Below are 24,647 nucleotides of genomic sequence, written 5' to 3'. Positions count from 1 at the left end.
CTTACTCGCGTCCGGGATCGATCGGCGCGAAGCGGCGCAGACCGCCACCCGTCGTCAGGCGGGATGCCGCGAGCGAGCCGGCGACCGCCAGGAAGATCGGCAGCAGCAGGGTGAAGCCCGTCCCCGTGAACTCGATGATCAGGGCGATCGCGGTGAAGGGGGCGCGCATGTTGGCGGCGAGGAACGCACCCGCGGCCACGATGGCCAACGCCGTACCGTCGGCACCGGGCCAGATGAACGCCCAGCCCGTCGCGGCGGCCGCGCCCAACGCCGCACCGATCGCCACCGACGGCTGCAGCGTGCCCCCGATCGCACCGGATCCGAGCGAGACCGAGGTGGCAACGTACTTCATGACGGCGAGTGCCAGCAGAAGGTAGGCGGGCTGAGCGAGCTCGAAGCCGGCGGTCGCGAGGGCGCGGCCATTGCCCAGGATGAGCGGGAAGAACGCGCCGAGCACGCCGACCGCGGCGAACGTGAGGGGAAGGACGATCAGCAGCTTCCACCCGGTGGGCCTGCGCCGCGACAAGCGGGCGGTGACGGCGGAGAAGCTCGTCGCTCCCCACCCCATGAGCGGTCCGACCAGCACCGCGGCGACGAGGAGCGACGGCGTGACGGCGACGGGGGCGACGTGGTACAGCGAGTCGTCGGCGACCAGCGGACGCGCGACGACCGTGGCGATCGCGCTCACGGAGAGGGCCACCACGGCGGCGCCCGCACTGAAGCGCGCAAGGAGGATCTCGATCGCGAACAGCGCACCGGCCAGCGGCACGTTGTAGACGGCGGCCAGGCCCGCGCCGGCGGCGGAGGCGACGAGGATCATCGACCAGCGCGCGTCGATGCGGAACCAGCCGACGAGCTTCGATCCCGCCATCGCCGACAACTCCCGCGGCGCGACCTCCTTGCCGATCGAGGCTCCGAGGCCGACGGACGTCACCTGGATCACCGTGTCGGCAAGGGTCTCCAGCGCCGGCATCCGCTTTCCGGCGACGCCTTCTTCCACACTCGAAATGCGCCGACCGAAACGCCGCAGCACATACCAGCCGACGGCCGCGATCACTCCCGCTGCGCTCAGACTGACGATCGGCACCCACCACGGCGACGGCAGAGCGAGCCCGTCGAGGAACGGCCCCTCGGCGCTTCCCCACACCAGGTGTTCCACCGAGTGGACGATCCAGACGAGCAGCAGCACCGCCAACCCCGTCGCGATCCCGACGCAGAGCGTGGCGAGACCCAGGCGCACCAGCCCCCAGAGACCGGAGAGGCGGCGAGGCGGGCGGGCGCGGTCGTCTCCTGTCACGTCGTCACGTTAGCGCACGCCGAGAGTCGTTCCGTGCGAGCCAAGCGGCTCCCCGCAGCGCGGCATCGGTGCCCGCGCGGGCGACCTCGATCCGCACCTCGGCGAAAGGGGCACGAAGTTCAGCTCGCAGCCCCTCGGTGAGGGGCTCGACAAGCGCCGCTCCCAGTTCGGAGACGCCGCCGCCGAGCAGCACCGTTCCCGGGTCGACGGTGGCGATCACCGGAGCGAGCGACGCGCCCAGCTCGTCGGCGGCCGCCGCGATCACCTGAGCGGCCACCGTGTCGCCCTCCCGCGCGCGTCGCGCGACCTCCCGCAGAGGCACCGCGGTGCCCGTACGCTCCGCGAACGAGCGCTCGATGCCCGGTCCGCTCGCGAAGGCCTCGATGTGGTCTCGTCCGCCGCACGAGCACACACGCCCGCGCATCGTGGCTGCGCGCAGATGCCCGATCGATCCGGCCATCCCGGATGCGCCGCGCAGGAGCGCACCCTCCGACACGACGGCTCCTCCGATGCCCGTCCCCACGGCGACGAAGAGGAAGCGGTCGCGGTCGGAATCGAGGGCGAGCTCCCCGAGCGCGGCTGCGTGGACGTCGTTGACGACGACGACCGGGATGCCAAGTCGCGCCACGAGTCCTGCGGCCACCGGGGTGCCGCGCCAGCCGGCGAGATGATCCGTGGCGTGCGTGACGGCGCCGTCCTCATCGAAGGCCCCTGCACTGCCGACGCCGACCGCCGCCACCGGACCGGCGGCACCGACCACCTCGCGCACGAGCGCTGCCGCCGCATCAAGGATGGCTGCGGCGCCCTGCGCTGCCGGAGTGGGCCGCTGGATGCGGTGACTGATCTGCCCGGACGCGTCCACGAGGGCCGCCGCCGTCTTGGTGCCGCCGATGTCGACGGCGACGACGGCCGGTGCGGTGCTCTGCTCCCGGACGCTCATCGCGCGCCCGGGGTCACAGCGACGAAGCGGCGCGTGATGGCGATGGGGTCGGTGATCGCTCCCCCCACGACGACGGCGTGGGCGCCGGCCTCGAAGGCCGCCGCCACGTCGGTGGGCGCCTGGAAGCGGCCCTCCGCGAGCACGCGAACGCCGCGCGCCGCGAGTCTCGCGACGAGGTCGAGGTCGGGCCCGCTGTGCTGTGGCGAGTAGGGGGTGTAGCCCGACAGCGTCGTGCCGACGAAGGTGGCCCCGGCATCCCACGCGGCCATCCCCTCGTCGAACGTCGACACGTCCGCCATCACCGCGACGCCCGCGTGCGTGATCGCACTGCGCACGCGCGCCGCGACGTCCGCGACGACTTCGAGGGTGGCATCCACTGCGACGATGTCGGCTCCGGCATCCACGAGCGCGACGACCTGCTCATCGGTCTGCGTGATCACGTTCCGGCGCACCCCCATCCGCTTGTCGAGCCCGATGATCGGGACGTGCGTCGACTCTCGCACAGCAGCGATGTCGTGCACGCCGTTGACGCGCAGCGCGGCAGCGCCCCCGCGCAGCGCACTGGCAGCCAGCCGCGCGATCGTCGGCGTATGACGCAGCGGGGATCCGTTCGATGCCTGACACGAGACGATCAGGCGTCCGGCGACCGCGACGACGGCGTCTTCACTTGAGCGCACCGGCACCGACACCTCCTACGAAGTAGCGCTGGAAGACGACGAAAAGCACCAGCGCAGGAAGGGTGAACAGAACGGATGCCGCCATCAACGGGCCCCACTCCAGGTTCCGCTCCCCGAAGAACGAGTACAGACCGATGGACAGTGTGTACTTGCTCGCATCATTGAGATAGATGAGCGGATTAAGGAAGTCGGTCCATGCCCACACGAACTGGAAGATCGCGGCGGTGATGAGGGCCGGGCGTGCCTGCGGGAGAACGATCGACCAGTAGATCCGCAGCTCGGAGGCCCCGTCGATCCGGGCAGCCTGCAGCAGCTCGTTGGGCACGGAGGTCAGGAACTGCCGCAGCATGAAGATGAGAAACGGCGTGCCGAAGAAGGCCGGCGCGACCAGCGGGATGATGCTGTTGGTCGCCCCGAGGCCGTTCCACATCAAGAACAGCGGGATCATCGTGACCTGCGGCGGCAGCATCATCGTCGCCATGACGATCACGAGCAGGGGCCGCTGACCGCGCCACCCGATCTTCGACAGCGAGTAGGCCACGAGCGGCGAGGCGATGAGCATGCCCAGCACGGACAGACCCGCGATGACGACCGTGTTCAGCAGGTACTGCCAGAACGGGATCTCGTCGAACACCGCGACGAAGTTCTGCAGCGTCCATTCGGTGGGCCACAGCGACGGGGGTGCGCTGAAGATGTCGTCGGGCAGCTTGAACGCAGTGCTCAGCATCGACAGGAACGGGAAGACGAACGCCAGCGCGAGCAGCCAGACCGCGAGGTAGCGGGCGGTGGTGCGCGCGGCGCGGCGCCGCGCCGCGCGCGGACGGGCGCCGCCGATCGGCCGCGGGTCAGTCGCGGTCAGAGCCATAGTGGACCCATTTCTTCGAGGACCACAGCAGCACGAGCGTGATCGCGAGAGTGAGCAGGAACAGCACCCAGGCCATGGCCGATGCGTAGCCCATCTTCAAGAAGACGAAGGCGTTCTGGTACAGGTACATCGCGTAGCTGATCATCGATTGGCCGGGTCCGCCGCTTGCCTCGTTGAGCCGCGTCTGGGTGAGCAGATACGGCTGCGTGAAGATCTGGAGGTAGGCGATCACGGTCACGATGACCTGGAAGAGCGTGACCGGCGAGATGGTCGGCCATGTGATGTAGCGGAACCGGGCGAACCAGCCGGCGCCGTCGAGTTCGGCGGCCTCGTAGAGCTCGGCAGGGACGTCCTTGATCGCGGCGAGGTAGATGATCATGGTGCCGCCGATCGTCCACAGACACATCAACACGATCGCCGGCTTGCCCCACTGGGGCTGTTCGAGCCACTCCGGCTGCGGCAGGTGCAGCAGGCCGAGGAAGTAGTTGACGAACCCGTACTGGGTGTTCAGCAGCCATCGCCACAGGTACCCGCCGACCACGATCGGCACGATCGTGGGCAGATAGACCAGGGCGCGGTACAGCGGTTGACCGCGCACCGGAAGGTTCAGCAGGTGGGCACCGGCGATGGAGATGAGGATCGTGAGCGGCACGCCGAGGACCGTGAGGAACAGCGTGTTGGCCAACGCCTTCCAGAAGGTGTCGTCCCGCATCATCTGGGCGTAGTTGTCCAGCCCGACCCACGAGGGCGGCTGGAAGAGGTTGAAGTCGGTGAAGCTGTACACCGCCGAGGCCAGCACCGGCCACACGATGAACACAGCGGCGCCGATGAGGAACGGCGACGCGAACGCCAGACCCAGAAGGGTCTGGCGTCGCGCGCCGCGGGGGGCGGTCGGTGCCATCAGTACGAGGAGACCTTGCCGGCGACGGACGCCAGCGCCTTGTCAGGGCTGGTGACGCCGCGGACGATGTCGTCGAAGGCGGTCGCCAGGTCGGTGGAGTACTGAGCGCTGTAGGGCTGGCTCGCGAGCGACTTCGCGTTGGGGCTCGCGAGCGCCTTCAGCCAGGAGTCGAAGTGGGGGATCTCGGCGTAGGCGGGATCGTCCAGCAGCGCCGTCTTGGAGGGCAGGTTGCCGAGCGCGAGCGTGAAGTCGACCATCGGCTTGTCCTGCACCATGTACGCGAGGAACTTCGCCGCCTCGGCCTTGTGCTTCGAGTTGCTCGGGATGAACAGCGTGCTCGTCGTCACCTGCGTCGTACCGGCGAGCGCGGGGGTGGCCGCCGGGATGTCGATCACGCCCCAGTTGAGGTTCGGAGCGACCTTGGGGATGTTGACCGCCTGCCATTCGCCGTCGACAACCATCGCCTGCTTGCCCGTGCAGAAGGGGTCCTGCGCGGACATGTACTGACCGAGACCCGACGCGAAGGTCGCGATCTTGTCGGCACCGAACGTGTCGGTCAGCGTCTTCGTGTACCAGTCGAGCGCTGCCACGTTCTGGGGGTCGTCGGGGGTGGGGGTCTTGCCGTCGGCGCCGTCCCAGGTGCCGCCGAAGGCGTAGCCGAGGGTCGTGAACAGAGTGGATGCCGAAGGGTTGCCGAGCCCGATCTGCGTGATCGCCCCGCTGCCGTCGACGACGGTCAGCTTCTTCACGGCATCCGCGAGTTCGTCCATCGTCGTCGGGGGCTTCACGCCCGCCTTGTCGAGGAGATCCTTGTTGTACATGAGCTGCTGGGTGTGCACGGCGATGGGGAGCGCGTAGATCTTGCCGTCGAAGGTCATCTGCTCCATGGATGCCGGTGCGAACGCGGACGTGTCGACCTTCTCGGCCGCGAGGTAGTCGTCCAGGGGCGCGAGGATCCCCTTGGAGGCCCACGAGCCCACGGTGTTGCCGAAGTTGTCGGAGATGTCGAAGCTGCCGTTGCTGGAGGACATCGAGGTGAGCTGCTTCTGCGCGTCGGGGCTCGAGACACCGACGACCTTGATGTCGGACTGGCTGGCGTTGAAGTCGGCGATGATCTTCTCCAGCGCCTTCGCCTCCTCGCCGCCCCACAGGTAGGAGAAGGTGATCGTGGTCGGGCCGGAGGGAGCGGCAGCCGCGCAGCCCCCCAGAGCGACGGACGCCGCGAGGACGCCCGAGAGCGCGACGGCGCGGGTGAGGACCCGCCGTCCCGTGGTGGTCAGTTCCATGGTGTTCCTTCGAGGTGCGTGGGTTCGGGTGATGAGCTCGGTAGGAATTGGTGTACTCCATTTTTTCGGAGCGTGTCAAGAGATTCCGCAAAAGTCATGTTTCTAGCGCCTCGACACACGGTCTGATTCTGTGTAATGGTTAGATCCAATTCGCACACGGCAGCGGAAGTCCCCCTGCCGAGGATCCGCGGGAGCACGATGACCGACGCGCAGCACAGCAAGTCCGAACGCTTACGACAGCACCTCGTCGAGGTGATCGGGCAAGGCCTCGAGCCCCATTCCCGTCTGCCCACCGAACGCGACCTGGCGACCGAGTTCGACGTCAGCCGGCTCACCGTCCGCCGCGCGCTCGACCGCCTGGAGCACGACGGGCTGGTCTATCGCGTGCAGGGTGCCGGCACGTTCGTCGCCGCGCCTCGCATCGCCAAATCCGTGGAGCTGACCTCGTTCAGCGAGGACATGCGCGCGCGGGGACTCGAGCCGGGCTCGTCCGTGCTCGTGACCGAGACGATCCCGGCGGGAGCACGCCTGGGCGCGCGGCTTCGCATGAGCCCGTCGGAGGAGGTCTTCCACATCCGCCGCGCGCGCACGGCCGACGGGGAGCCCATGGCCCTCGAGGACTCGTACCTCAACCCGTCGTTCTTCCCCGGGCTGATCCAGAACGTCGGGAACGACTCGCTCTACCGGATCCTGGAGCAGCAGTACGGCATGCGGATCGAGTGGGCCGAGCAGAGCATCCAAGCGAGCGTCCTGGACCCCGAGCAGGCCGACATCCTGCAGGCACCCGCGTTCTCGCCCTGCTTCTTCGTGACCCGCACCAGCTTCGACGCGCAGGACCGTGCGATCGAGTACGCCGAGTCGACCTATCGCGGCGATCGCTACCACTACGAGCTCCAGATCCATCGTTCGCGCTGAGGAAGCAGGACCCACCGCATGCGAATCGCCCTCGTTCCCCTCGACGAACGACCGGTCAACATCCAGCTGCCCCGGCAGGTCGCCGCCATCGCGGGCGTCGACCTGCTGATCCCGCCTGCAACCGCACTCCCCTCCTTCCGGGCGCCGGCCGACGTCGACGCGTTGCACGCGTGGCTTCGCGAGCTGGCCGCCGCTCCCTCAGGGCCCGACCGCGTGGACCGCCTGATCGTCTGCATCGACACGCTCGTACACGGCGGCATCATCCCGGCGCGCATCACGGCGGATTCGCCGCGTGTGGCGCTGGACCGGCTCGACCTTCTGCGAGAGCTGCACGAGGTTCGCGCCGCCGCCGACACCCCCGCGCTCGTCATCACCGCGGCATCCCTGGTCATGCGCGCCAGCGACTCCTTCTCGGCCGTCGAGGAACCCGAGTACTGGAGCACGTACGGCCGCACGCTGCACGCCTTCGGCGGTGCGCTCCATCGCGCGCTGGAAGCCGATCTGCTCGCGGGCGATCCTCCGCAGGTTCCTGCCCTCGCGGTCCCGCGCGCCGAGCAGAGCGATTTCGAGCGCCGCCGCCTGCGCAACCACATCATCAACCTCGCCGCGCTCGGTCTGCACGAGGAGGGCGTCATCGATGCCCTCGCGGTGACCGCCGACGACACCGCCGCCTTCTCGGCCGGGTCGGTCGAACAGGCCTGGCTGCGTCACTGGGCACGCGCCCTGCCGCGCGGCGGCGAGGTGATGATGTATCCCGGCGCCGACGAGGTGGGCGCCGTCCTCGTCGCACGCGCGCTCGTCGCCGCCGGAGGCGGCCGCCCGACGTGGCGGATCGCCTGCGGCGAGGACGACGGCCTCACCCGCATCCCGAACTTCGAGAACGCCCCCGTGCGCGACAGCCTCGTGCGACAGATCGTCGCCGCCGGCGGCATCGTCGCCGAGGACGACGGCCGGGTCGACGCCGTACTCGTCGCGCACGCACCCGATCCCGAGCACGGCGACTGCTTCGGCAGCGTGCCGCGCTCCGATCCGGCGGCCGTCGAAGCGACCGTGTCGGCAGTGCGCGACGCGCTCGCATCCGGTGCCATCGTGGCGCTCGCAGATGTCCGCTACAGCAACGGCAGCGATCCGGCGCTCGTGGAACGACTCGCCGCGGAGGGGCTGCTGCTGCGGCTGACTTCGTACGGCGGCTGGAACACGGCCGGCAACGCGATCGGCGGCGCCGTCGCCGCGGCGACGGCCTGGTGGGTCGGCCGCCGCGACGGCACCGCCGACCCGCGTGCCCTCCGAAAGGCGCTGCTCACCCGGATCCTCGACGACCACGCCTACCAGAGCGGCATCCGCCCGAACCTGCACGAGAGTGTCTTCGGCGGCGCGATCGGTCCGGTCGACGACGACACCGAAGCCCGAGCCCTCCGCCGCATCGGCCAGGAGCTCCAGAGCCGCCTGGACGATCTGCTCGCCGGCGACGATGCCTGGACGGTCGCCTCGGTCGCGCTGCCCTGGCACCGCAGCTTCGAGATCGACATCGCGCTGGCACCGCGGTGAGCGAACCGGACGCACTACGCTTTTGCCTGTGACCGAACGCGCTCCCCTGTCCCGCAAGCTGTCCGCCATCGCCGAGTCCGCGACCCTGAAGGTCGATGCGAAGGCGAAGGCCCTGCAGGCGGCCGGCCGCCCCGTCATCTCCTACGCGGCCGGGGAGCCCGACTTCGCGACGCCGCAGTTCATCGTGGATGCCGCCGCGCACGCCCTCCACGACCCCGCCAACTACCGCTACACGCCCGCCGCCGGCCTGCCCGTGCTGCGCGAGGCGATCGCGGCGAAGACGCTCCGCGACTCGGGCCTGGAGGTCACCGCCTCGCAGATCATCGTCACCAACGGGGGCAAGCAAGCCGTCTACCAGGCGTTCCAGGCCGTGGTGAACCCGGGCGACGAGGTGCTGCTGCCGGCACCCTACTGGACGACCTATCCCGAGGCCATCGCGCTCGCCGACGGCATCCCCGTCGAGGTCTTCGCGGGCGCCGACCAGGACTACAAGGTCACCGTCGACCAGCTCGAGGCTGCGCGCACCGACAAGACGACGGTTCTCGTGTTCGTGTCGCCCTCGAACCCGACCGGCTCGGTCTACACGCCGGAGGAGACGAAGGCGATCGGCGAGTGGGCGCTCGCACACGGCATCTGGGTGGTCAGCGACGAGATCTATCAGAACCTCGTCTACGAAGGGGCGCGGGCGGTGTCGATCGTCGACGCGGTGCCGGAGCTCGCCGGACAGACGATCCTCGTAAACGGGGTCGCCAAGACGTATGCGATGACGGGATGGCGCGTGGGCTGGATGGTCGGTCCCGCCGACGCGATCAAGCTCGCCGGCAACCTCCAGTCCCACCTGAGCTCGAACGTCAACAACGTCGCGCAGCGCGCGGCGCTGGCCGCACTCACCGGGCCGCAGACCGAAGCCGAGGACATGCGTCAGGCTTTCGACCGTCGGCGTCGGCTGATCGTGTCGGAGCTGGCGAAGATCCCGGGCGTCACGGTGCCCAACCCGCTCGGCGCGTTCTACGTCTACCCGGACGTGACCGGCCTTCTCGGACGGGAGTGGAACGGCACGCGCGTCGACACCTCGCTCGAGCTCGCCGATCTCATCCTCGACCAGGCCGAGGTCGCGGTCGTTCCCGGCGAGGCGTTCGGCCCGTCGGGATACCTGCGCCTGTCCTACGCGCTCGGTGACGACCAGCTGCTGGAGGGCGTCCAGCGCCTGCAGAAGCTGTTCGGCCTCGACTGACCCGCGACCTCCGCACACTCAGACAGCACATAGCTGGACGGAGAACCATCGGACTCCATGCGCCCGTCGACATCCTCCCTCCTTGTGGCGTCGCGCAGATCGCGCCGTCGCCGCAATGCGCTGCTCGCGCCGTCTGAACGACCGGCGACCAAGCTGGTCGTCGGGCTGGCGACGATCGTCTTCCTCATCAGTGCGGGGCTGGCTCTGCGCGCCGCGCCCATCGACGCGGACCTGTCGCGCGCGATGAACGGCTGGCACATCGATGGTCTCGGCCAGGTCACCGCCCTCGTGTACGACCTGTTCTCCCCTGTGCCGGCGATCGTGATCACCGTGATCGTCACCGGCATCGTGTGGGCGCTGAGCGGGCGGCTGGCGCTGGCGATCGCTTTCGCCGGGACGATCGCGCTGACCTGGATCCCGTCCGACATCGTCAAGATCGCGGTCGGTCGCCCGCGTCCGGATGCGACACTGCTGCCGCATCCGGTGGCACAGATGCCGGTCGATCCGTCCTATCCCAGCGGGCACGTGGTCTTCGTCACCGCGCTGGTGCTCACGCTGGTGCTCATGCTGAAGGGCACGCGGTGGCACACTCCGGCGATCGTGGTCGGTACGGTCGCGGTGGCCGTGATCGTGCTCTCCGTCGCGATCCTCGGCGTGCACTACCCCACCGATGCGCTCGCGTCGGTGCTGTGGGTGCTGGGCGTCTTTCCAGCGGCCCGCATCGTCTGGGTGCGCATGCTCATGCCGCTCGTCCCCTTCCTGCGGGAAGTGCCGCGACGCGAGCCGGCCGAGGCCGCTCCGGGACCCCGCCGCCACGGCGAGCCCGGAGAGATCTAGAGTTCGACGCCCACCAGCACCGGTTCGGGCTGCAGCAGCAGACCGAACTCGGACTGCACCCGGTGCTGGATATAGCGCGCGAGTTCGGCGATCTCGCCGGCGGTCGCCCCGCCACGGTTCGTGAGGGCGAGCGCGTGCTTCGTCGACAATCCGGCTCGAGAGCGTGGCAGCCGGAAGCCTTTGCCGAGACCGGCGTGCTCGATCAGCCAGGCGGCGCTCACCTTGACGTCGGGCTGAACCGAGACCGGCGGGGGCACGACGCCGTCGAAGGCGGCCAGAGGGATGACGGTGACGGGTTCGATCTCCACGGCCATCGGCCAGCGCGGGCACTCGGGCGGAAGGGTTCGCGCGAAGGATGCCGAAACGATCGCGTTCTGGAAGAAGGATCCGGCGCTGTGGGTGTCGGGATCGGCGTCGTCGAGCACCATGCCCTTGGCAGCCCGCGTCGCCAACACCGTCTCGCGGATCCACCGGAGCGACACCGCGGCATCCGGGGCCAACCGCAGTGCCTGACGCAGCTGAGCGCCGCGCACGGGGACCTCGCCGTCGCCGACCTCCTGCAGCTCGAGCGTGATCGAGACGATGACACCCGCGCGCTGGGCGCCGCGACCGTAGTGCTGCTTGAGCACCGACGTGCGAAAGCCCAGCTCGAGGGCGGCCGCAGAGACGGTCTCCACCTCGCCCGTCGCCTCATCGAGCAGTTCGACCTCCACCAGCGTCTCGACGATCTCCTGGCCGTACGCCCCGACGTTCTGGATGGGGGCCGCACCGGCCGATCCGGGGATGCCGCTCATCGCCTCGATCCCGGCTAGGCCTGCCGCGACGGTGTACTCGACGAGGTCGTCCCAGTTGTGACCCGCTTCGACGCGCAGACGGACGTGACCCTCCCGAGCGCCCTCCACACGCTCGATGCCGGAGGTTCGCATCAGCACGACGGTTCCGTCGAAGGGCTCGTCGCCGGCGAGCAGGTTGGAGCCGCCGCCGAGCACGAGCCACGGCTCACCCTGCGACCAGGCCTCTCGCAGCGCCGAGACGAGCTCGTCGCGGGCGCGGGCCTCGACCATCCGCAGGGGGGTGCCGCCGACGCGGAGCGTCGTCAGGTCGGCGAGCGGAATCGGCGTGATCTCGGCCATCAGGACTGGTGGCGCACGCGCACCTGCGCCTTGCCGAGCACGGTCGTGTCACCGAACGTCACGGTGAGGTCGATGCGCACTGCCTCCTCGTCGACGGCGCCGACCTTGGCGGAGACGAAGAGATCGGCCCCGTCCTCGGCATCCACCACGACGGGACGCGTGAAGCGCACCCCGTAGTCGACGATGCGTCCGGCGTCGCCGAGCCACTCCACGATGGTCTCGACGGCGAGGCCCATCGTCAGCATGCCGTGCGCGAGGACCCCGGGCAGACCGACGCGTTCGGCGACGTCGTCGCGATAGTGAATGGGGTTGAAGTCACCCGATGCGCCCGCGTAGCGCACCAGCGACTCGCGGGTCAGGTGCACGGTGCGCTCGGCGACGACGGTGCCGACCTCCAGGGCTGCGGATGTCATGAGACCTCGCCTCCGATGAGCAGGATGGATGTCGCGGTGACGACGTGGGCGCCGTCGGCGTCGGTGATCTCCGCCTCGCTGGTCACCATCGCTCCGGCGCCGAAGGGGCGGATGCCGGTGATGCTGAGCTGCGCGGTGAGCTCGTCTCCGGCGACGATCGGACGGCTGTAGTGGAAGCGCTGCTCGGCGTGCACGGTACGTTCCAGAGCGATGCCGGAGTCCTCGACGGCCAGCAGCTGCTGCATCGTGAGGTCTTGGACGACCATCGCGAAGGTGGGCGGTGCGACGACGTCGCGGTAGCCCAGCGCCTGAGCGGCGGCGGGGTCGACGTGCTGAGGGGCGTCGGCGAAGACGGCCCGCGCGAATTCGCGCACCTTTTCGCGGCCCACGAGATAGGAAGCGGTCGGCGGGAAGACGCGACCCACCAGCTCAGGATTCACTGACACCACTCGATCCTATCGACGGCGCTGCCCGCTCGTCCGCCCGCAGGGGCCGCATCAAACCCGCCGTGGCGACGGTTCGGGACGGATGAACGCGTCAGCGCGCGCGACGAGCGCGGATGGCCCGCACCGCCATCTGCGCGGCGATGAAGGTGAGGAAGCAGGCGAAGAGGATGTTGGCGACCAGGGGCGACAGCAGCGTGGCAATCCAGGCACCGAGAGCCGTCGTGGTGCAGGCCGCGACGCCGACGAGCGCGGCGGCGACCAGGTCGACGTTGCGGCGCTTGACGTTGCCCACGGTGCCCGAGATGGCGGTCGGGATCATCATGAGCAGCGAGGTTCCCTTCGCGATGAGGTCGCTCGTACCGAAGAGGAAGATGAGCGCGGGAACGACGATGACCCCGCCGCCGACACCCAGCAAGCCCGCCATCACGCCCGTGAACAGCCCCAGCACCGCCAAGCCGATGCCGGATGCGACCGTGAGCTCGAGTGCGGCGTCGCGCGAGGGGACGACGATGAACAGCATCACGATCACGACGACGAGGAAGCCCACGAACCCCCAGCGCAGCGTGTTCTGCGGGATGCGTGCCAGCAGCCAGGAACCGATCTGCGCGCCGACGACGGCGCCGGCGGCCAGAATGAGCGCCGGGATCCACGCGACGGACCCGTGAAGGGCGTAGGAGACGACACCGACGGATGCCGTGGGCACGATGGCCGCGAGTGACGTGCCCGCGGCGAGCCGCTGGTCGAAGCGCAGCAGGAGCACCAGCATCGGCACGATGACCGTGCCGCCGCCGACGCCGAACAGCCCCGACAGCAGTCCGGCAGCGAGCCCGACCCCGATGCAAGCCAGCACGAAGCGGAGGTCGCGGCGCCGGGCGGGCGTCGCGGCTGCGGCCGCGCTCACGCGTCGGTCCCGGTGCCGACCTCGGCGGCAGGGTCGTCGGCGCCGGCGGCGGCCTGCTCGAACTGCGAGCGGTAGAGACGCCAGTAGGCGCCTTCCGCGGCGATCAACTCGTCGTGGCTGCCCTTCTCGACGATGTCGCCGTGCTCCATCACGAGGATGAGGTCTGCGTCGCGAATGGTCGACAGGCGGTGGGCGATCACGAAGGACGTGCGTCCTTCGCGCAGCGCCGACATCGCGTGCTGCAGCAGCAGCTCGGTGCGGGTGTCGACCGAGCTCGTCGCCTCATCCAGGATGAGCACGCTCGGCTCGGCGACGAACGCGCGCGCGATCGTGATGAGCTGCTTCTCCCCCGCCGAGACGTTGGCGGCGTCCTCGTCGAGCACGGTGTCGTATCCGTCGGGAAGGGAGTGGACGAAGCGGTCGACCCGGGTCGCGACGGCGGCTTCGACGATTTCGAGGTCGGAGGCCTGCTCGTTGCCGTACCGGATGTTCTCGCGGATCGTTCCGGCGAACAGCCACGGATCCTGGAGCACCATGCCGGTGCGCGAACGCACATCGTCGCGGGTGAGTTCGGAGATGTCCTGTCCGTCGAGCAGGATGCGGCCCCCGTCGAGCTCGTAGAAGCGCATCAGCAGGTTCACCAGCGTCGTCTTACCGGCTCCGGTCGGGCCGACGATCGCCACGGTCTGGCCCGGTTCGACGCGGAAGGACAGGTCGCGGATGAGGGGCTTGTCGGGGCTGTACGAGAACGCGACGTTCTGGAACTCGATCACGCCGCGTCCCTCGCGCAGGGCGGGCGCGTCGGCGGCATCGGGCTCCTGCTCGTCCTGGTCGAGGAGTTCGAAGACGCGCTCAGCCGAGGCCGTCCCGGACTGCACGACGGCGGCCATGCCGCCGAGCTCCGACAGCGGCTGGGTGAACTGCTGCGAGTACTGGATGAACGCCTGCACGTCACCGAGCCGCAGCTGGCCGGAGGCCACCATCAGGCCGCCGAGCACGGCGATGCCGACGTAGGAGAGGTTTCCGATGAACATCATCGCCGGCATCATCAGCCCGGAGAGGAACTGGGCTTTGAACGCGGCCTGGTAGAGTTCTTCGTTCTCCTGCTCGAACCTCTCCCGCGAATCCTTCTCGCGGCCGTACACGCGCACGAGTGCGTGACCGGAGAACGACTCCTCGACGCGTGCGTTGAGCCGGCCGACCTTGCGCCACTGCGTCGCGAAGGCCTTCTGCGACTTCGGGCCGATGACTCCGAAGATGACGCCCATCAGCGGCAGCGCGATGAGGGCGACGATCGCGAGTTGCCACGAGATCGAGAACATCATGATGAGCACGCCGACGACCGTCAGCACGTTGGTGACGGCGGTGGACAGCGACTGCTGCATGGTCTGGGTGATGTTGTCGATGTCGTTCGTCACGCGCGAGATGAGCTCGCCGCGCTGCACCCGGTCGAAGTACGACAGCGGCAGACGGTTGATCTTCGCCTCGACCGACTCGCGGAGCCGCCACATGGTGCGCACCATGATCACGTTGATGACGTAGCCCTGCAGCCAGGTGAGCACCGCCGACACGACGTAGATGGCGAGCACGGCGACGAGCACCCACTTGAGACGCTCGAAGTCGACTCCGGCGCCGACCTGGAAGTCGTGCATCGCAGAGACGATGTTGGCGATGTCGTTCTGCCCGGCGGCGCGCAGGGCGTCGACGACCTGGGCCTGACTCGCGCCCGCGGGGAACTGGGCGGCGAGGGATGCCGAGACGACCCCCTCGAAGAGGATGTTGGTGGCTTCGCCGAGAACCTTCGGCGCGATCACGGCGAGGACGACGCCGACCGCGCCGAGGACCGAGACGAACCCGAACGCCCACTTGTACGGGGCGAGCAGGCCGATCATCCGCACGAAGCTGCGACCGAAGTTGGCGGCCTTGCCGGGGGCGACGGAATCCCAGGATCCGGAGTTGAGCCGGGCCCGCTCGGCGAGCTCGAGCTCTTCGCGTTCCTCTTCGGAGAGGGCGGCGGTGTTCGGCGCGCTCATGCGTCGACTCCCAACTGCGATTCGACGATCTCTCGGTACGTCTCATTGCCGGCCAAGAGGTCATCATGCGTGCCGATGCCGACCATGCGGCCGTCGTCGAGGACCACGATGACATCGGCATCCGCGATGGTCGAGATGCGCTGCGCGACGACGATCTTGGTCACGTCGGGAAGCGCCCGCCACAGGGCTTGGCGCAGTCGCGCGTCGGTCGTGACGTCGAGCGCCGAGAACGAGTCGTCGAAGACGAGCACATGCGGCCGGTGCACGATGGCGCGGGCGATCGACAGGCGCTGGCGTTGGCCGCCCGAGACGTTGGTGCCGCCCTGCGCGATGCGCGCGTCGAGCCCACCGTCCATCTCCGACACGAAGTCGCGGCCCTGGGCGATCTCGAGCGCGTCCCAGAGCTCGTCATCGGTGGCGTCTTCGCGACCGAATCGGAGGTTGCTGGCGACAGTGCCGGTGAAGAGGAAGGCGCGCTGCGGAACGTAGCCGATGCCGCGCCACATCTCGTCGAGGTCGGCCTCGCGTACGTCGACGCCGCCGACTCGCACGGTTCCGCCCGTGACATCGAACAGTCGGGGAATGAGAGAGACGAGCGTCGTCTTGCCCGAACCGGTCGACCCCACGATGGCGACGGTCTGTCCGGGGGCGGCGCGGAACGAGATGTTCTCGAGGACGGGGGATTCGGCACCCGGGTAGCTGAAGGTGACATCGTCGAATTCGACGGCGCCGAGGTCGGGAAACGCCGTGACCGGTCGCGCCGGGCGGTGCAGCGCGTCGGTCGAGTCGAGCACCTCTCCGATGCGATCTGCGGAGACGGCGGCGCGCGGGATCATGATCGTCATGAACGTCGCCATGAGCACGCCCATGAGGATCTGACCGACGTACTGCATGAAGGCGAAGAGGGTGCCGATCTGCACGTCGCCAGCATCCACCTGGATGCCGCCGAACCAGATGACGCCGACGACGGTGAGATTGAGCACCAGCATCGCCAGCGGGAACATGAGCACGAACAGCGAGCCGACCTTGCGTCCGACGACCATGATGTCGGTGTTCGCGACGCGGAAGCGGGCCTCTTCGATGCGTTCACGCACGAACGCGCGAACGACGCGCACACCGGTGAGCTGCTCGCGCATGACGCGGTTGACGCCGTCGAGCTTGCCCTGATACTCGCGGAACAACGGCACCATGCGACTGATGATGAAGCCGGCGATCACGAGCAGCGTCGGCACCGCCACGGCGATGAGCCAGCTGAGCGCGGCATCCTGCTGGACAGCCATGATGACGCCGCCGATGGCCAGCAGCGGCGCCGTGACCAGCATCGTGGCGCCCATCATCGCGAGCATCTGCACCTGCTGGACGTCGTTGGTGTTGCGCGTGATGAGCGTTCCCGCACCGAACGACGAGACTTCGCGCTCGGAGAAACCGCTCACCTTGTCGTAGACGTCGCGGCGGATGTCGCGCCCGGCGCTCATCGCCGCGCGCGCCGCGAAGAACGTCGCGATCACCGAGGCGACGATCTGGCCCAGCGCGATGAGCAGCATGAAGCCGCCCCGCGACCAGATGTATCCGGTGTCGCCCGCCGCGACACCTTTGTCGATGATGTCGGCGTTCAGGCGCGGCAGGTAGAGGGAAGCCATCGCCGAGGCGAACTGGAAGACGAGCACGCCCAGCAGCCACCACTTGTACGTCCAGAGATAACGGACGAGGAGTTTTCCGAGCATGAGGGGCTCCGTCTACGGGCCGGGTGGGAACGGTTCATGCTATCGCCGGGCTCGGACATGCACTCGTCGCGCCCTGCGCACCGTGCCTCCGAGCGGCACACGAGCCTCACCGCCCACAACGCAAACAGCCCCGGGGATTCCGGGGCTGATCTGGGTTTTTGGTAGCGGGAGCGGGGCTTGAACCCGCGACCTCACGATTATGAGTCGTGCGCTCTCACCAACTGAGCTACCCCGCCGCGCCGCACCCACACGGCGAGATGTGGATGCTGCGAGCCCCGAGTCAGGATTGAACTGACGACCCCTTCCTTACCATGGAAGTGCTCTGCCACTGAGCTATCGGGGCGTGCTGCCCCTCGCGGGGCAACCAGAAAAGAATATCAGAGCCGGAGCGTCCGACAGAATCGGATCAGCCGACGGTGTGACCGGGCTTGGTGTGCTCTGCCAGCCACGGCATCGGGTCGATGCGGGTGGTGCCCCCGAGCAGAACCTCGAGGTGCAGGTGGGGCCCGGTCGCCTTGCCGGTCTGCCCGACGCGCCCGATGACCTGCCCGGCCGTGACCTTGTCGCCGACCTTGACCTGCAGCGAGCCGTACTGCATGTGGCCGTAGCGGGTGGAGACGAGCTGGCCGTCGATGATGTGGTCGATCAGCACGGTCACGCCGTAGTCCCCGCCGGACTCGGTCGCGATGCGCACGGTGCCCGCGGCGACGGCGTGGATCTCCGCACCCTCACCGGGGGTCAGGTCGACACCGTTGTGGGGCGTGGCGAACTCCGACATATACGCGATGGAACCGAATGCCGCGGAGATCGGCACACCGACGGGGAACGGGTACTGAATGGGCGACGACGGGTCGTTCACCCACGTGTTCGCGAACAGGCGCACGCCGGATTCTGCGGCGAGTTCCGACATCGACGTCACGTTGTAGCTCTCGGGGCGGTCCAGCGCCGTCGGAGCATCCGTTCCCGAAGCCACGAACGCCTGGATCTGACCGGCATCCGAGCTCTTCGTCAACTTCTGACTGGCGGTGACGGCGGTGGGCTGCGCAGCGGTATTCGACGATTCGGATGCCGAAGCGATCGCGGCCGCCGGCGTGGTCGTGCCCACGGCGAGCAGTCCGACGACGGCCATGACTCCCACGGAGAACGACGCCGCAGCGACGCGCTTGGCGATCGCCGCACCTCGCGGGCGGCGGCCGGCGACGTGGACGACAGCCTCAGCGGCGGCAACCGGCTGGGCCGGCTCGGCGGACACGCTGGAGGGCTGCTGCACCGGCGTCTCGCCCGTGAACGAGAACAGCCGCGCGGCGAACTCGAACTCGTCGCGGGCGCACGGCTCGGATGCCGCGACGAACGCGGAATCGTTCGGCAGCTGGTCGGCGACGGGAGCGGGCACGGCTTCCGTGGCCTGCTCGACGGCGACGGGCGACGCGGGCGCGGCGTGGGGCGTGACGTCGAGCGCCGATGCGTCCTCGGTGGCCACCGATTCGAACACGGCCCGCGCGGCGCGGCGCAGGCGCCGGCGGGAGGCCTCGTCGGGCTGTGCTCCGACGGCGGTCTCGGCGACGATCGCCGCGGCGACGTCGGCGACGACCGACTCGGCGAGGGAAGGCTCAGCGGGCGCGGACTCGACGGGCGCCACGGGCTGCGCCGCCTCGGCGACGACGGCGGGAGCGCCGAGGGGAACAGTCTCCGCCGGCGCCGCCGCGGCAGCCTGAGCCGCCAGGCGCCGGTACTCGGCGCGGGTCAGTGCACCCGGCCCGGTCGGCGCTGCGGCCGGCTCGGGTCGTCGGCTGGCTCGCCGCAAGGGCGTGGCATCGGCCGCGGGGGTGTCGGGGGTCAAATCACACAGGCTCTCGTCGGGCCGCACGGAAAGGGGGGTTCCGCGCGACGACGTACTACGGGCTTCGGATCGCTTCGCCGTTCGGGCCGGCAAAGATAACGATCGGGTAAACACTACATCGTGGTCGCTGGGAATGCCATGGACACACGGTCCACGTTCCTATCAAACAGTGGACGCCTCACATCTCCAGGAGCTCGCGCATCTGCGTGAACAGCTCCGGACCGGCCGCGATCGTCATCTCCGCCCCCGGCGCATCACCGGGACGTCCGCCGACGACGCCGCCCGCCTCCGTGACCAGCAGGGCTCCCGCCGCGTGATCCCACGGCTTGAGCCCGCGCTCGAAGTACCCGTCCAGCCGCCCGGCGGCGACGTACGCCAGATCGAGGGAGGCGGCGCCGGCGCGACGCAGGTCGCGGGCGAGCACCATCATCCGGCGCACGCGTGCCAGGTCGCCGTCGTGGGTGGCGGGGTCGTATCCGAAGCCGGTCGCGAGCAGGGCTCCGGCATCCGTCACCGTCGATACGTGCAGAGGCTGATCGCCGAGCCAGGCGCCCCCGCCGCGGTGCGCGTGGAAGAGCTCGTCGACGGCGGGGCTATAGACGGCCGCCGCCTGCGCGACCCACGTCTCGGGCCGCGCCTCGCCGGTCACCGCGGCGATGCTGACGGCGTACTGCGGAATGCCGTAGGCGTAGTTGACGGTGCCGTCGATGGGGTCGACCACCCAGGTGACACCGCTCGTGCCGGGCTGCGGATCGGACTCCTCACCGAGGAAGCCATCGTCGGGGCGGGCCGCGGCCAGACGGTCGCGGATGAGCTGCTCGACCTCGCGGTCGGCCTCGGTCACGATGTCGGCGAGGGTGGACTTCGTCGCCGCCACCGCGACGCCCTCAGCCCGCCGACGCCGCGCGAGCGCGCCCGCCTCCCGTGCGATGTCGACGGCGATCTTCTCCCACTGCGCGGCATCCACCATGCCTCCACGCTACGCGCACTACCGTGGCCTCATGAGCGCGCACTACGACGTCGTGATCGTCGGCGGTGGCCACAATGCCCTCACCGCCGCCGCTTATCTCGCCCGGGCACGCAAGCGCGTCGTCGTGCTCGAACGGCAGGACCGGGTCGGCGGCGCGGCGGTGTCGGAGCAGCCCTGGGCGGGCGTGGATGCGCGCCTGTCGCGCTACTCGTACCTCGTGAGTCTGCTTCCCCGCACGATCATCGACGACCTCGATCTGCGGCTCGACCTCCGGCGGCGCCGTTACTCGTCGTACACCCCCGACCCCGCCGACCCCTCCCGCGGCATCCTCGTCGACAATGCGGATGCCGCGGCCACCACCGCGAGCTTCATCCGCACGACCGGTGACCTGCGCGAGGCGGAGCGCTTCGAGGCGTTCACCGACCGTCTCCTCCCCCTCGCCGCGACGGTCTTCCCCTCGGTGACGGCGCCCCTGCGCCGCGCCAGCGAGATGCGGGCGGATATGGCGGACACGGCGCTCTGGGACGCGCTGACCACACGGCCTCTCGGTGACCTGCTGCGCGAGGGGCTGGGCACCGACATCGCGCGCGGCATCGCCCTCACCGACGGTCTCATCGGCACGTTCTCCTGGGCCGACGATCCCTCACTGCGCCAGAACCGCTGCTTCCTCTACCACGTGATCGGCGGCGGCACCGGCGACTGGGATGTTCCGGTGGGCGGCATGGGCCGGGTGAGCGCCGCACTCGAGAACGCGGCCCGTCGGGCGGGTGCCGAGGTTCGCGTCAACGCGACGGTGACCGCGATCGACCCCAGCGGAACCGTGACGCTGAGGACGGGCGAGCAGATCACCGCGCGTCTCGTGCTGAGCGGCGTCGGCCCGAGCGTGCTCGATCGCCTGATCTCGGCGGCGCCCGCGCCCAACGCGGACACGGCCCCGGAGGGCGCACAGCTCAAGGTCAACATGCTGCTGTCACGGCTGCCGCGGCTGCGCGACACGACGGTGTCGCCCGAAGCGGCGTTCGCTGGGACGTTCCACGTCAACGAGACGATGACCCAGCTCGATGACGCGTACGCGGCCGCGGTGGCCGGCGGCATCCCGCAGCCCCTTCCCGCCGAGATCTACTGCCACTCCCTCACCGATCCGTCGATTCTCGGACCGGCTCTGCAGCAGTCGGGAGCACAGACGCTCACCCTGTTCGGACTGCAGGTTCCGCACCGGTTGGCCGCCGGTGTCACGAGCGCCGACTACCGATCGACGCTCGTGGATGCCGCGACCCGCTCGCTCGATGCGGTTCTGGCCGAACCACTCGCCGACTGCCTGTTCATCGCGCCCGACGGCTCGCCGTGCATCGAAGCACGGACCACGACCGACCTGGAGGGGTCGCTCGGCATGACAGCCGGCGACATCTTCCACGGGCCGCTGTCGTGGCCGTGGGCGGGCGACGACGAGCCGCTCGAATCGGCGGCCGAGCGTTGGGGCGTGGCGACGGCGCACGAACGGGTACTGCTGTGCGGGTCGGGCGCGCGTCGCGGCGGCGCCGTCAGCGGCATCGGCGGGCACAACGCCGCGATGGCGGCGCTGGAGCTGCTCGACTGACGCTCAGCTGTGCGGCGGCAGCGGCGGGGCGGGCGGGTAACCGTCGTGTCCGTGCGCGGCCGGAGCCGCCGGCGCGCTCGGCGCGTCGGTGAACCAGAAGCGCGCTCCGGCCGAGGGCTGACCCGTGTAGTAGGCATTCCAGTCCGGCGAGCCGTCGGGGAACACCGGCAGCGGGGTGACGCCGTCGGCGAAGGTGGGCCACGGCACGGATGCCGCCGGGGCGGGGGTCGGAGTCGGTGCGGACGGCTGTACGGGAGCGGCGGTGGGCTGCGCGGGCGCGGCGGGCGCGGGAGCAGGCGCCGCGGGCGGTGCTGCCGAAAGCGGAGCCGAACCGTAGGGCGCCGCGCCGTAGGGGGCCGAACCGTAAGGGGCCGAACCGTAGGGCGCCGCACCGTAAGGGGCCGCGATGCGCGGACGCGGACGCTTCGGCGCGAACAGCGCATTCACCAGCGGCAGGAGCGCGGTGCCGACGGCGGACAGGATCGCGAGGGCGACGACCACGCGCCAGTAGAGAGGACGGTAGGTGACGAACTCATCGGTCATCAGCGGCAGCACGAGCATGACCATGAGGATGACGACGAGCCCGATGGTCACGTAGGTGACGATCGAGGTGAAGGTCGTCTGGTGCCGCTGGAACGCTTTGAGGAAGAGGCGTGCGTGCAGGAGAGCCCCCTGAATGATGAGCGCGATGACGATGAACTTGAACACGCGCTCGGCGCCGGCGCCGAAGTAGCCGCTGGTCGGCATCCAGATGAGGAATGCTCCCACCAGCAGGATGAGCACCCACGAGATCATGCTCGTCAGCGCGAGCCAGGTGGGCCGGTTCTGCGCCATGTTCGACTCGGCGATCGAGACGCCGGCGAAGCCGGCCAGCAGGAGGATCGTCAGGAACGCCTTGCCTACGATGCCGTTCGAGTCGCCGATCAGTACCCACACCACGCACACGAGGGCGGCGGCGATCAGGGCACCGATCGCGACCCAGATCGTCGCTCGCAGGATCTTGTTCGACTGCGGTGAACTCGTCGGTTCGGTCATGTCTCTCCCCTTCGTCGGGCATCCAGCCGTGCACCCATCCTGTCACGCGGGTGCGACGGCGCGAGAGGTCTCGCTCCGCACGCGGGAAAGCGAAAGGCCCCGCGCGTGCGGGGCCTTTCGGTGGGTGGCGAGTGAGGGATTCGAACCCCCGAAGTCGAAGACGGCTGATTTACAGTCAGATCCCTTTGGCCGCTTGGGTAACTCGCCAAGTGCGCACCCGCCCGGCTTTTGCAGTCGACCGGAGGCGCGATCAACCATCTTACCCGGCCGCACGCGTTCCGAAAAACCACGGGCCGCATCGCGCGCGTCAGAGCGGGGCCACGACCCGCTCCACGAAGGCCTCCACGCGGTGGCGCGTCCCGTCGATACGGCGATCGACGCTGGCACGCACTTCGCTCGGCGCGAGCGGTGCCGCGAGGCGGACGTTCTCGTGACAGCCCAGATCTGCGCAGATGTAGGTGCCGACGCTGTCGCCGCGCTGCCCGGCATCCCCCGCCCGTCGCGCGGTGAACAGCGCCACCTGGTTGCCGGGCTGCATCGTGTGGCAGAGGTTGCACATCGCTGCGCGCGGACGGGACCCGGATGCCGCGCGCAGCACGATCCCGGTGGGCACACCGTCGCGCTCGACGATCATGTAGCCCCGACCTCGGAAGTCCGGATCGGACCACGCGAGGAAATCGAGGTGATCCCAGTCGGCGAGCACGAGGGAGAGCGGAAGCCCCACGCGGTCCAGCTCGTCGGGTGTCGCGTTGACGAGGGCGGCGCGCACCTGGTTCTCCGTGAGCGGCTGCATCCGTCCAGTCTACGAACCGGTCCGCCGCGCCGGGCCGGTCAGCCCGCGTACGTGTCGTTGGCCCGCGTGAGGGCGCGCTCGATCTCCTCAGCGGGTCGGCATCCCGCGATCGCGAAGCACAGCAGCTGCAGAGGGTAGGTCGCCGCCGTGACACGTGCACGGTGGGTGACTTCGGACGGCACGATCTGCGCCACGAGATCCCACCCGTGCCACGTCGCGAGCGCCGCCACATCTTTCGCCTCGTCGTCGGCGGCAGCGAGATCCCAGTCGATCAGACCCGAGACGGTGGAGGCGACGCCACCGGTCCACAGCACGTTGCTGCCAGCCAGGTCGCCATGCGTCAGCACGTCGCCCTGCGGCGCGAGCCCGACGAACGCCTCGGCCGCGCGGCGAGCGCGCTCACGGGCCGTCGGAGCGAGCATCGTGACGGCCTCGCCGGCCATGAGGCGCAGACCCTCCTCGCCGCCGAAGAAGGTGTGTCGATGGGCCAGGTGCCTTCGCAGCGGGGCGAGGTCGGTCTCGCGAAGGGTGTCGAGGAGGCGTCGAAGCTCGACGGGGTCGCCGCTGCCGCTCGGATGCGGCTCGCCGTCGACGCGCTCCTGCGCGATCGCGACCACGCCACCCGCGGCACGATCATCGATCGCCGGCGCCGCGGAGCGCGGCACCGCGAAAGGCAGTGCCGGCAACGCGTCGATGAGCCGCTGGGCCCGGAGGGCCTCGGATGCCGCATCCGCGCTGCGCGCCACTCGCACCGCCACGCGCCCCGCGAGCACGACGAGGTTCGCCGAACCGTGCTCCACGCGCCGCCAACCACCGCGCGGCACCCGCTCCCCTGCGGCGCCCAGCGCGCGGGCGACGGCGTCGTCGACGACGTCATCGGCGGGAGCGACGAAGCCGGTGTACACGGTTCGACCCTACGGGCTCGCGAGCGCGCGCGATTAGACTGCCACGCATGGCTGACTCCTCTTTCGACAACGGCCTGTCAATAGGGCAGTGCTAGTCCCAGGTCGGGACGATCTCCACGTGTCGGTCGACTGACCCCCGGCGCTCCGCCGGGTAGATCACGATCCGCTCGATAAGCGGCCGGAGCGTGTTGGCTTTCTGCTCGATCGTCATCGCCGGCCACAGTCGCATGATGTCGTCGGGCAGGTTCGCGGATGCCGTCGCCTGGACAGGGTTCACGACAGCGAGCGAGAGCCGCCGCTCGAGCGCATCCTTCTTCGACTGGATCTCGTCGGCCTTGATGCGGTACTCCTCCGCCG

Annotated in this window: 23 protein-coding genes and 3 tRNA genes; 5 read left to right on the top strand and 21 right to left on the bottom strand. The window is 69.5% G+C overall.

All coding sequences use genetic code 11. The annotated features are described in order from the left end of the window. Position 1: 1 nt before the first annotated feature. From CEP17_RS00130 to CEP17_RS00105, 6 genes are read right to left on the bottom strand one after another with little or no spacing between them, the layout of a single operon-like run. The gene (locus CEP17_RS00130; protein ID WP_112930805.1) at positions 2-1,297 is read right to left on the bottom strand and encodes a chloride channel protein; all 1,296 of its coding nucleotides are present in this window, start codon (positions 1,295-1,297) and stop codon (positions 2-4) included. A 4-nt stretch (positions 1,298-1,301) separates the two neighbouring features. After that, on the bottom strand, positions 1,302-2,237 hold the full coding sequence (locus tag CEP17_RS00125) for an ROK family protein (RefSeq protein WP_112930804.1): 936 nt from the start codon (positions 2,235-2,237) through the stop codon (positions 1,302-1,304). Beyond that, the gene (locus CEP17_RS00120) at positions 2,234-2,920 is read right to left on the bottom strand and encodes a putative N-acetylmannosamine-6-phosphate 2-epimerase (protein ID WP_239498549.1); all 687 of its coding nucleotides are present in this window, start codon (positions 2,918-2,920) and stop codon (positions 2,234-2,236) included. Before CEP17_RS00120 ends, CEP17_RS00125 begins: the two co-directional genes overlap by 4 nt. Beyond that, positions 2,901-3,779, bottom strand: a complete 879-nt coding sequence (locus tag CEP17_RS00115; RefSeq protein ID WP_051039415.1) for a carbohydrate ABC transporter permease — start codon at positions 3,777-3,779, stop codon at positions 2,901-2,903. The genes CEP17_RS00120 and CEP17_RS00115 overlap by 20 nt, the downstream gene beginning before the upstream one ends. Then, the gene (locus CEP17_RS00110; RefSeq protein ID WP_239498548.1) at positions 3,760-4,680 is read right to left on the bottom strand and encodes a sugar ABC transporter permease; all 921 of its coding nucleotides are present in this window, start codon (positions 4,678-4,680) and stop codon (positions 3,760-3,762) included. The genes CEP17_RS00115 and CEP17_RS00110 overlap by 20 nt, the downstream gene beginning before the upstream one ends. Next, positions 4,680-5,966 carry an ABC transporter substrate-binding protein gene (locus tag CEP17_RS00105; RefSeq protein ID WP_112930802.1) on the bottom strand — a complete coding sequence of 429 codons (1,287 nt, stop codon included), beginning with the start codon at positions 5,964-5,966 and terminating at the stop codon, positions 4,680-4,682. The genes CEP17_RS00110 and CEP17_RS00105 overlap by 1 nt, the downstream gene beginning before the upstream one ends. A gap of 198 nt (positions 5,967-6,164) precedes the next feature. On the opposite strand from CEP17_RS00105, the gene CEP17_RS00100 reads away from it, so the two are divergent. The 4 genes from CEP17_RS00100 to CEP17_RS00085 all read left to right on the top strand — a co-directional run bounded on the left by CEP17_RS00100 (position 6,165) and on the right by CEP17_RS00085 (position 10,500). Beyond that, complete coding sequence (locus tag CEP17_RS00100) at positions 6,165-6,881, top strand: GntR family transcriptional regulator (RefSeq protein WP_036315553.1); 717 nt, start codon at positions 6,165-6,167, stop codon at positions 6,879-6,881. An 18-nt stretch (positions 6,882-6,899) separates the two neighbouring features. Further along, complete coding sequence (locus CEP17_RS00095) at positions 6,900-8,429, top strand: DUF4127 family protein (RefSeq protein ID WP_112930800.1); 1,530 nt, start codon at positions 6,900-6,902, stop codon at positions 8,427-8,429. 28 nt (positions 8,430-8,457) lie between these two features. Further along, positions 8,458-9,663, top strand: coding sequence for a pyridoxal phosphate-dependent aminotransferase (locus tag CEP17_RS00090; RefSeq protein WP_112930799.1), 1,206 nt, complete (start codon positions 8,458-8,460; stop codon positions 9,661-9,663). 84 nt (positions 9,664-9,747) lie between these two features. Beyond that, a complete protein-coding gene (locus CEP17_RS00085) occupies positions 9,748-10,500 on the top strand; it encodes a phosphatase PAP2 family protein (protein ID WP_239498547.1) in 753 nt (250 codons plus the stop codon). Here CEP17_RS00085 and CEP17_RS00080 read toward each other — a convergent pair. From CEP17_RS00080 to CEP17_RS00035, 10 genes are all read right to left on the bottom strand, one after another. Then, entirely contained in the window at positions 10,497-11,633 is a 1,137-nt protein-coding gene (locus tag CEP17_RS00080) for a UDP-N-acetylmuramate dehydrogenase (RefSeq protein WP_112930797.1), read from the bottom strand. The two genes, CEP17_RS00085 and CEP17_RS00080, sit on opposite strands and share 4 nt — an antisense overlap. Next, a complete protein-coding gene (locus tag CEP17_RS00075) occupies positions 11,633-12,046 on the bottom strand; it encodes a MaoC/PaaZ C-terminal domain-containing protein (RefSeq protein WP_112930796.1) in 414 nt (137 codons plus the stop codon). The genes CEP17_RS00080 and CEP17_RS00075 overlap by 1 nt, the downstream gene beginning before the upstream one ends. Continuing rightward, positions 12,043-12,492 (bottom strand): MaoC family dehydratase N-terminal domain-containing protein, encoded by a 450-nt coding sequence (locus CEP17_RS00070; RefSeq protein ID WP_112930795.1) that lies wholly within the window; start codon positions 12,490-12,492, stop codon positions 12,043-12,045. The genes CEP17_RS00075 and CEP17_RS00070 overlap by 4 nt, the downstream gene beginning before the upstream one ends. Positions 12,493-12,583: 91 nt before the next feature. Next, entirely contained in the window at positions 12,584-13,393 is an 810-nt protein-coding gene (locus CEP17_RS00065; RefSeq protein WP_239498546.1) for a sulfite exporter TauE/SafE family protein, read from the bottom strand. Next, positions 13,390-15,426: an ABC transporter ATP-binding protein gene (locus CEP17_RS00060; protein WP_112930793.1), complete on the bottom strand. Its 2,037-nt coding sequence runs from the start codon at positions 15,424-15,426 to the stop codon at positions 13,390-13,392. The genes CEP17_RS00065 and CEP17_RS00060 overlap by 4 nt, the downstream gene beginning before the upstream one ends. After that, complete coding sequence (locus tag CEP17_RS00055) at positions 15,423-17,150, bottom strand: ABC transporter ATP-binding protein (RefSeq protein WP_112930792.1); 1,728 nt, start codon at positions 17,148-17,150, stop codon at positions 15,423-15,425. The genes CEP17_RS00060 and CEP17_RS00055 overlap by 4 nt, the downstream gene beginning before the upstream one ends. Positions 17,151-17,309: 159 nt before the next feature. Continuing rightward, positions 17,310-17,386 (bottom strand) — tRNA-Met (locus CEP17_RS00050). Positions 17,387-17,421: 35 nt separating this feature from the next. Then, positions 17,422-17,493 (bottom strand) — tRNA-Thr (locus tag CEP17_RS00045). 63 nt (positions 17,494-17,556) lie between these two features. Beyond that, a complete protein-coding gene (locus CEP17_RS00040; protein WP_112930791.1) occupies positions 17,557-18,990 on the bottom strand; it encodes a M23 family metallopeptidase in 1,434 nt (477 codons plus the stop codon). A gap of 178 nt (positions 18,991-19,168) precedes the next feature. Further along, positions 19,169-19,960: an inositol monophosphatase family protein gene (locus CEP17_RS00035; protein WP_239498545.1), complete on the bottom strand. Its 792-nt coding sequence runs from the start codon at positions 19,958-19,960 to the stop codon at positions 19,169-19,171. A gap of 31 nt (positions 19,961-19,991) precedes the next feature. On the opposite strand from CEP17_RS00035, the gene CEP17_RS00030 reads away from it, so the two are divergent. Then, complete coding sequence (locus CEP17_RS00030; protein WP_112932816.1) at positions 19,992-21,557, top strand: NAD(P)/FAD-dependent oxidoreductase; 1,566 nt, start codon at positions 19,992-19,994, stop codon at positions 21,555-21,557. Between the two features lie 3 nt (positions 21,558-21,560). On the opposite strand, the gene CEP17_RS00025 is transcribed toward CEP17_RS00030, so the two are convergent. From CEP17_RS00025 to CEP17_RS00005, 5 genes are all read right to left on the bottom strand, one after another. Then, positions 21,561-22,592 (bottom strand): hypothetical protein, encoded by a 1,032-nt coding sequence (locus CEP17_RS00025; protein ID WP_112930789.1) that lies wholly within the window; start codon positions 22,590-22,592, stop codon positions 21,561-21,563. 125 nt (positions 22,593-22,717) lie between these two features. Further along, positions 22,718-22,799, bottom strand: a tRNA-Tyr gene (locus CEP17_RS00020). Positions 22,800-22,899: 100 nt separating this feature from the next. Next, positions 22,900-23,385, bottom strand: coding sequence for an FBP domain-containing protein (locus tag CEP17_RS00015; protein ID WP_036317493.1), 486 nt, complete (start codon positions 23,383-23,385; stop codon positions 22,900-22,902). Positions 23,386-23,423: 38 nt separating this feature from the next. Then, positions 23,424-24,290 carry a phosphotransferase gene (locus CEP17_RS00010; protein WP_112930788.1) on the bottom strand — a complete coding sequence of 289 codons (867 nt, stop codon included), beginning with the start codon at positions 24,288-24,290 and terminating at the stop codon, positions 23,424-23,426. A 91-nt stretch (positions 24,291-24,381) separates the two neighbouring features. After that, a partial coding sequence (locus CEP17_RS00005; protein ID WP_162722371.1) for a hypothetical protein occupies positions 24,382-24,647 on the bottom strand: 266 nt, incomplete at its 5' end.

The sequence above is a fragment of the Microbacterium sp. PM5 genome (assembly GCF_003293595.1).
Classification (GTDB): Bacteria; Actinomycetota; Actinomycetes; order Actinomycetales; family Microbacteriaceae; genus Microbacterium.
The sequence above is the reverse complement of the archived record's forward strand: the minus strand, read 5'-3'. Positions and strand labels throughout refer to the sequence as shown.

Excerpts from the sequence above, each read along its gene's own strand:
- CEP17_RS00125 (WP_112930804.1), bottom strand. The coding sequence starts at position 2,237 with ATGAGCGTCCGGGAGCAGAGCACCGCACCGGCCGTCGTCGCCGTCGAC.
- CEP17_RS00115 (WP_051039415.1), bottom strand. The coding sequence starts at position 3,779 with ATGGCTCTGACCGCGACTGACCCGCGGCCGATCGGCGGCGCCCGTCCG.
- CEP17_RS00110 (WP_239498548.1), bottom strand. The coding sequence starts at position 4,680 with ATGGCACCGACCGCCCCCCGCGGCGCGCGACGCCAGACCCTTCTGGGT.
- CEP17_RS00105 (WP_112930802.1), bottom strand. The coding sequence starts at position 5,966 with ATGGAACTGACCACCACGGGACGGCGGGTCCTCACCCGCGCCGTCGCG.
- CEP17_RS00100 (WP_036315553.1), top strand. The coding sequence starts at position 6,165 with ATGACCGACGCGCAGCACAGCAAGTCCGAACGCTTACGACAGCACCTC.
- CEP17_RS00095 (WP_112930800.1), top strand. The coding sequence starts at position 6,900 with ATGCGAATCGCCCTCGTTCCCCTCGACGAACGACCGGTCAACATCCAG.
- CEP17_RS00080 (WP_112930797.1), bottom strand. The coding sequence starts at position 11,633 with ATGGCCGAGATCACGCCGATTCCGCTCGCCGACCTGACGACGCTCCGC.
- CEP17_RS00075 (WP_112930796.1), bottom strand. The coding sequence starts at position 12,046 with ATGACATCCGCAGCCCTGGAGGTCGGCACCGTCGTCGCCGAGCGCACC.
- CEP17_RS00060 (WP_112930793.1), bottom strand. The coding sequence starts at position 15,426 with ATGAGCGCGCCGAACACCGCCGCCCTCTCCGAAGAGGAACGCGAAGAG.
- CEP17_RS00055 (WP_112930792.1), bottom strand. The coding sequence starts at position 17,150 with ATGCTCGGAAAACTCCTCGTCCGTTATCTCTGGACGTACAAGTGGTGG.
- CEP17_RS00035 (WP_239498545.1), bottom strand. The coding sequence starts at position 19,960 with ATGGTGGATGCCGCGCAGTGGGAGAAGATCGCCGTCGACATCGCACGG.
- CEP17_RS00030 (WP_112932816.1), top strand. The coding sequence starts at position 19,992 with ATGAGCGCGCACTACGACGTCGTGATCGTCGGCGGTGGCCACAATGCC.
- CEP17_RS00025 (WP_112930789.1), bottom strand. The coding sequence starts at position 22,592 with ATGACCGAACCGACGAGTTCACCGCAGTCGAACAAGATCCTGCGAGCG.
- CEP17_RS00015 (WP_036317493.1), bottom strand. The coding sequence starts at position 23,385 with ATGCAGCCGCTCACGGAGAACCAGGTGCGCGCCGCCCTCGTCAACGCG.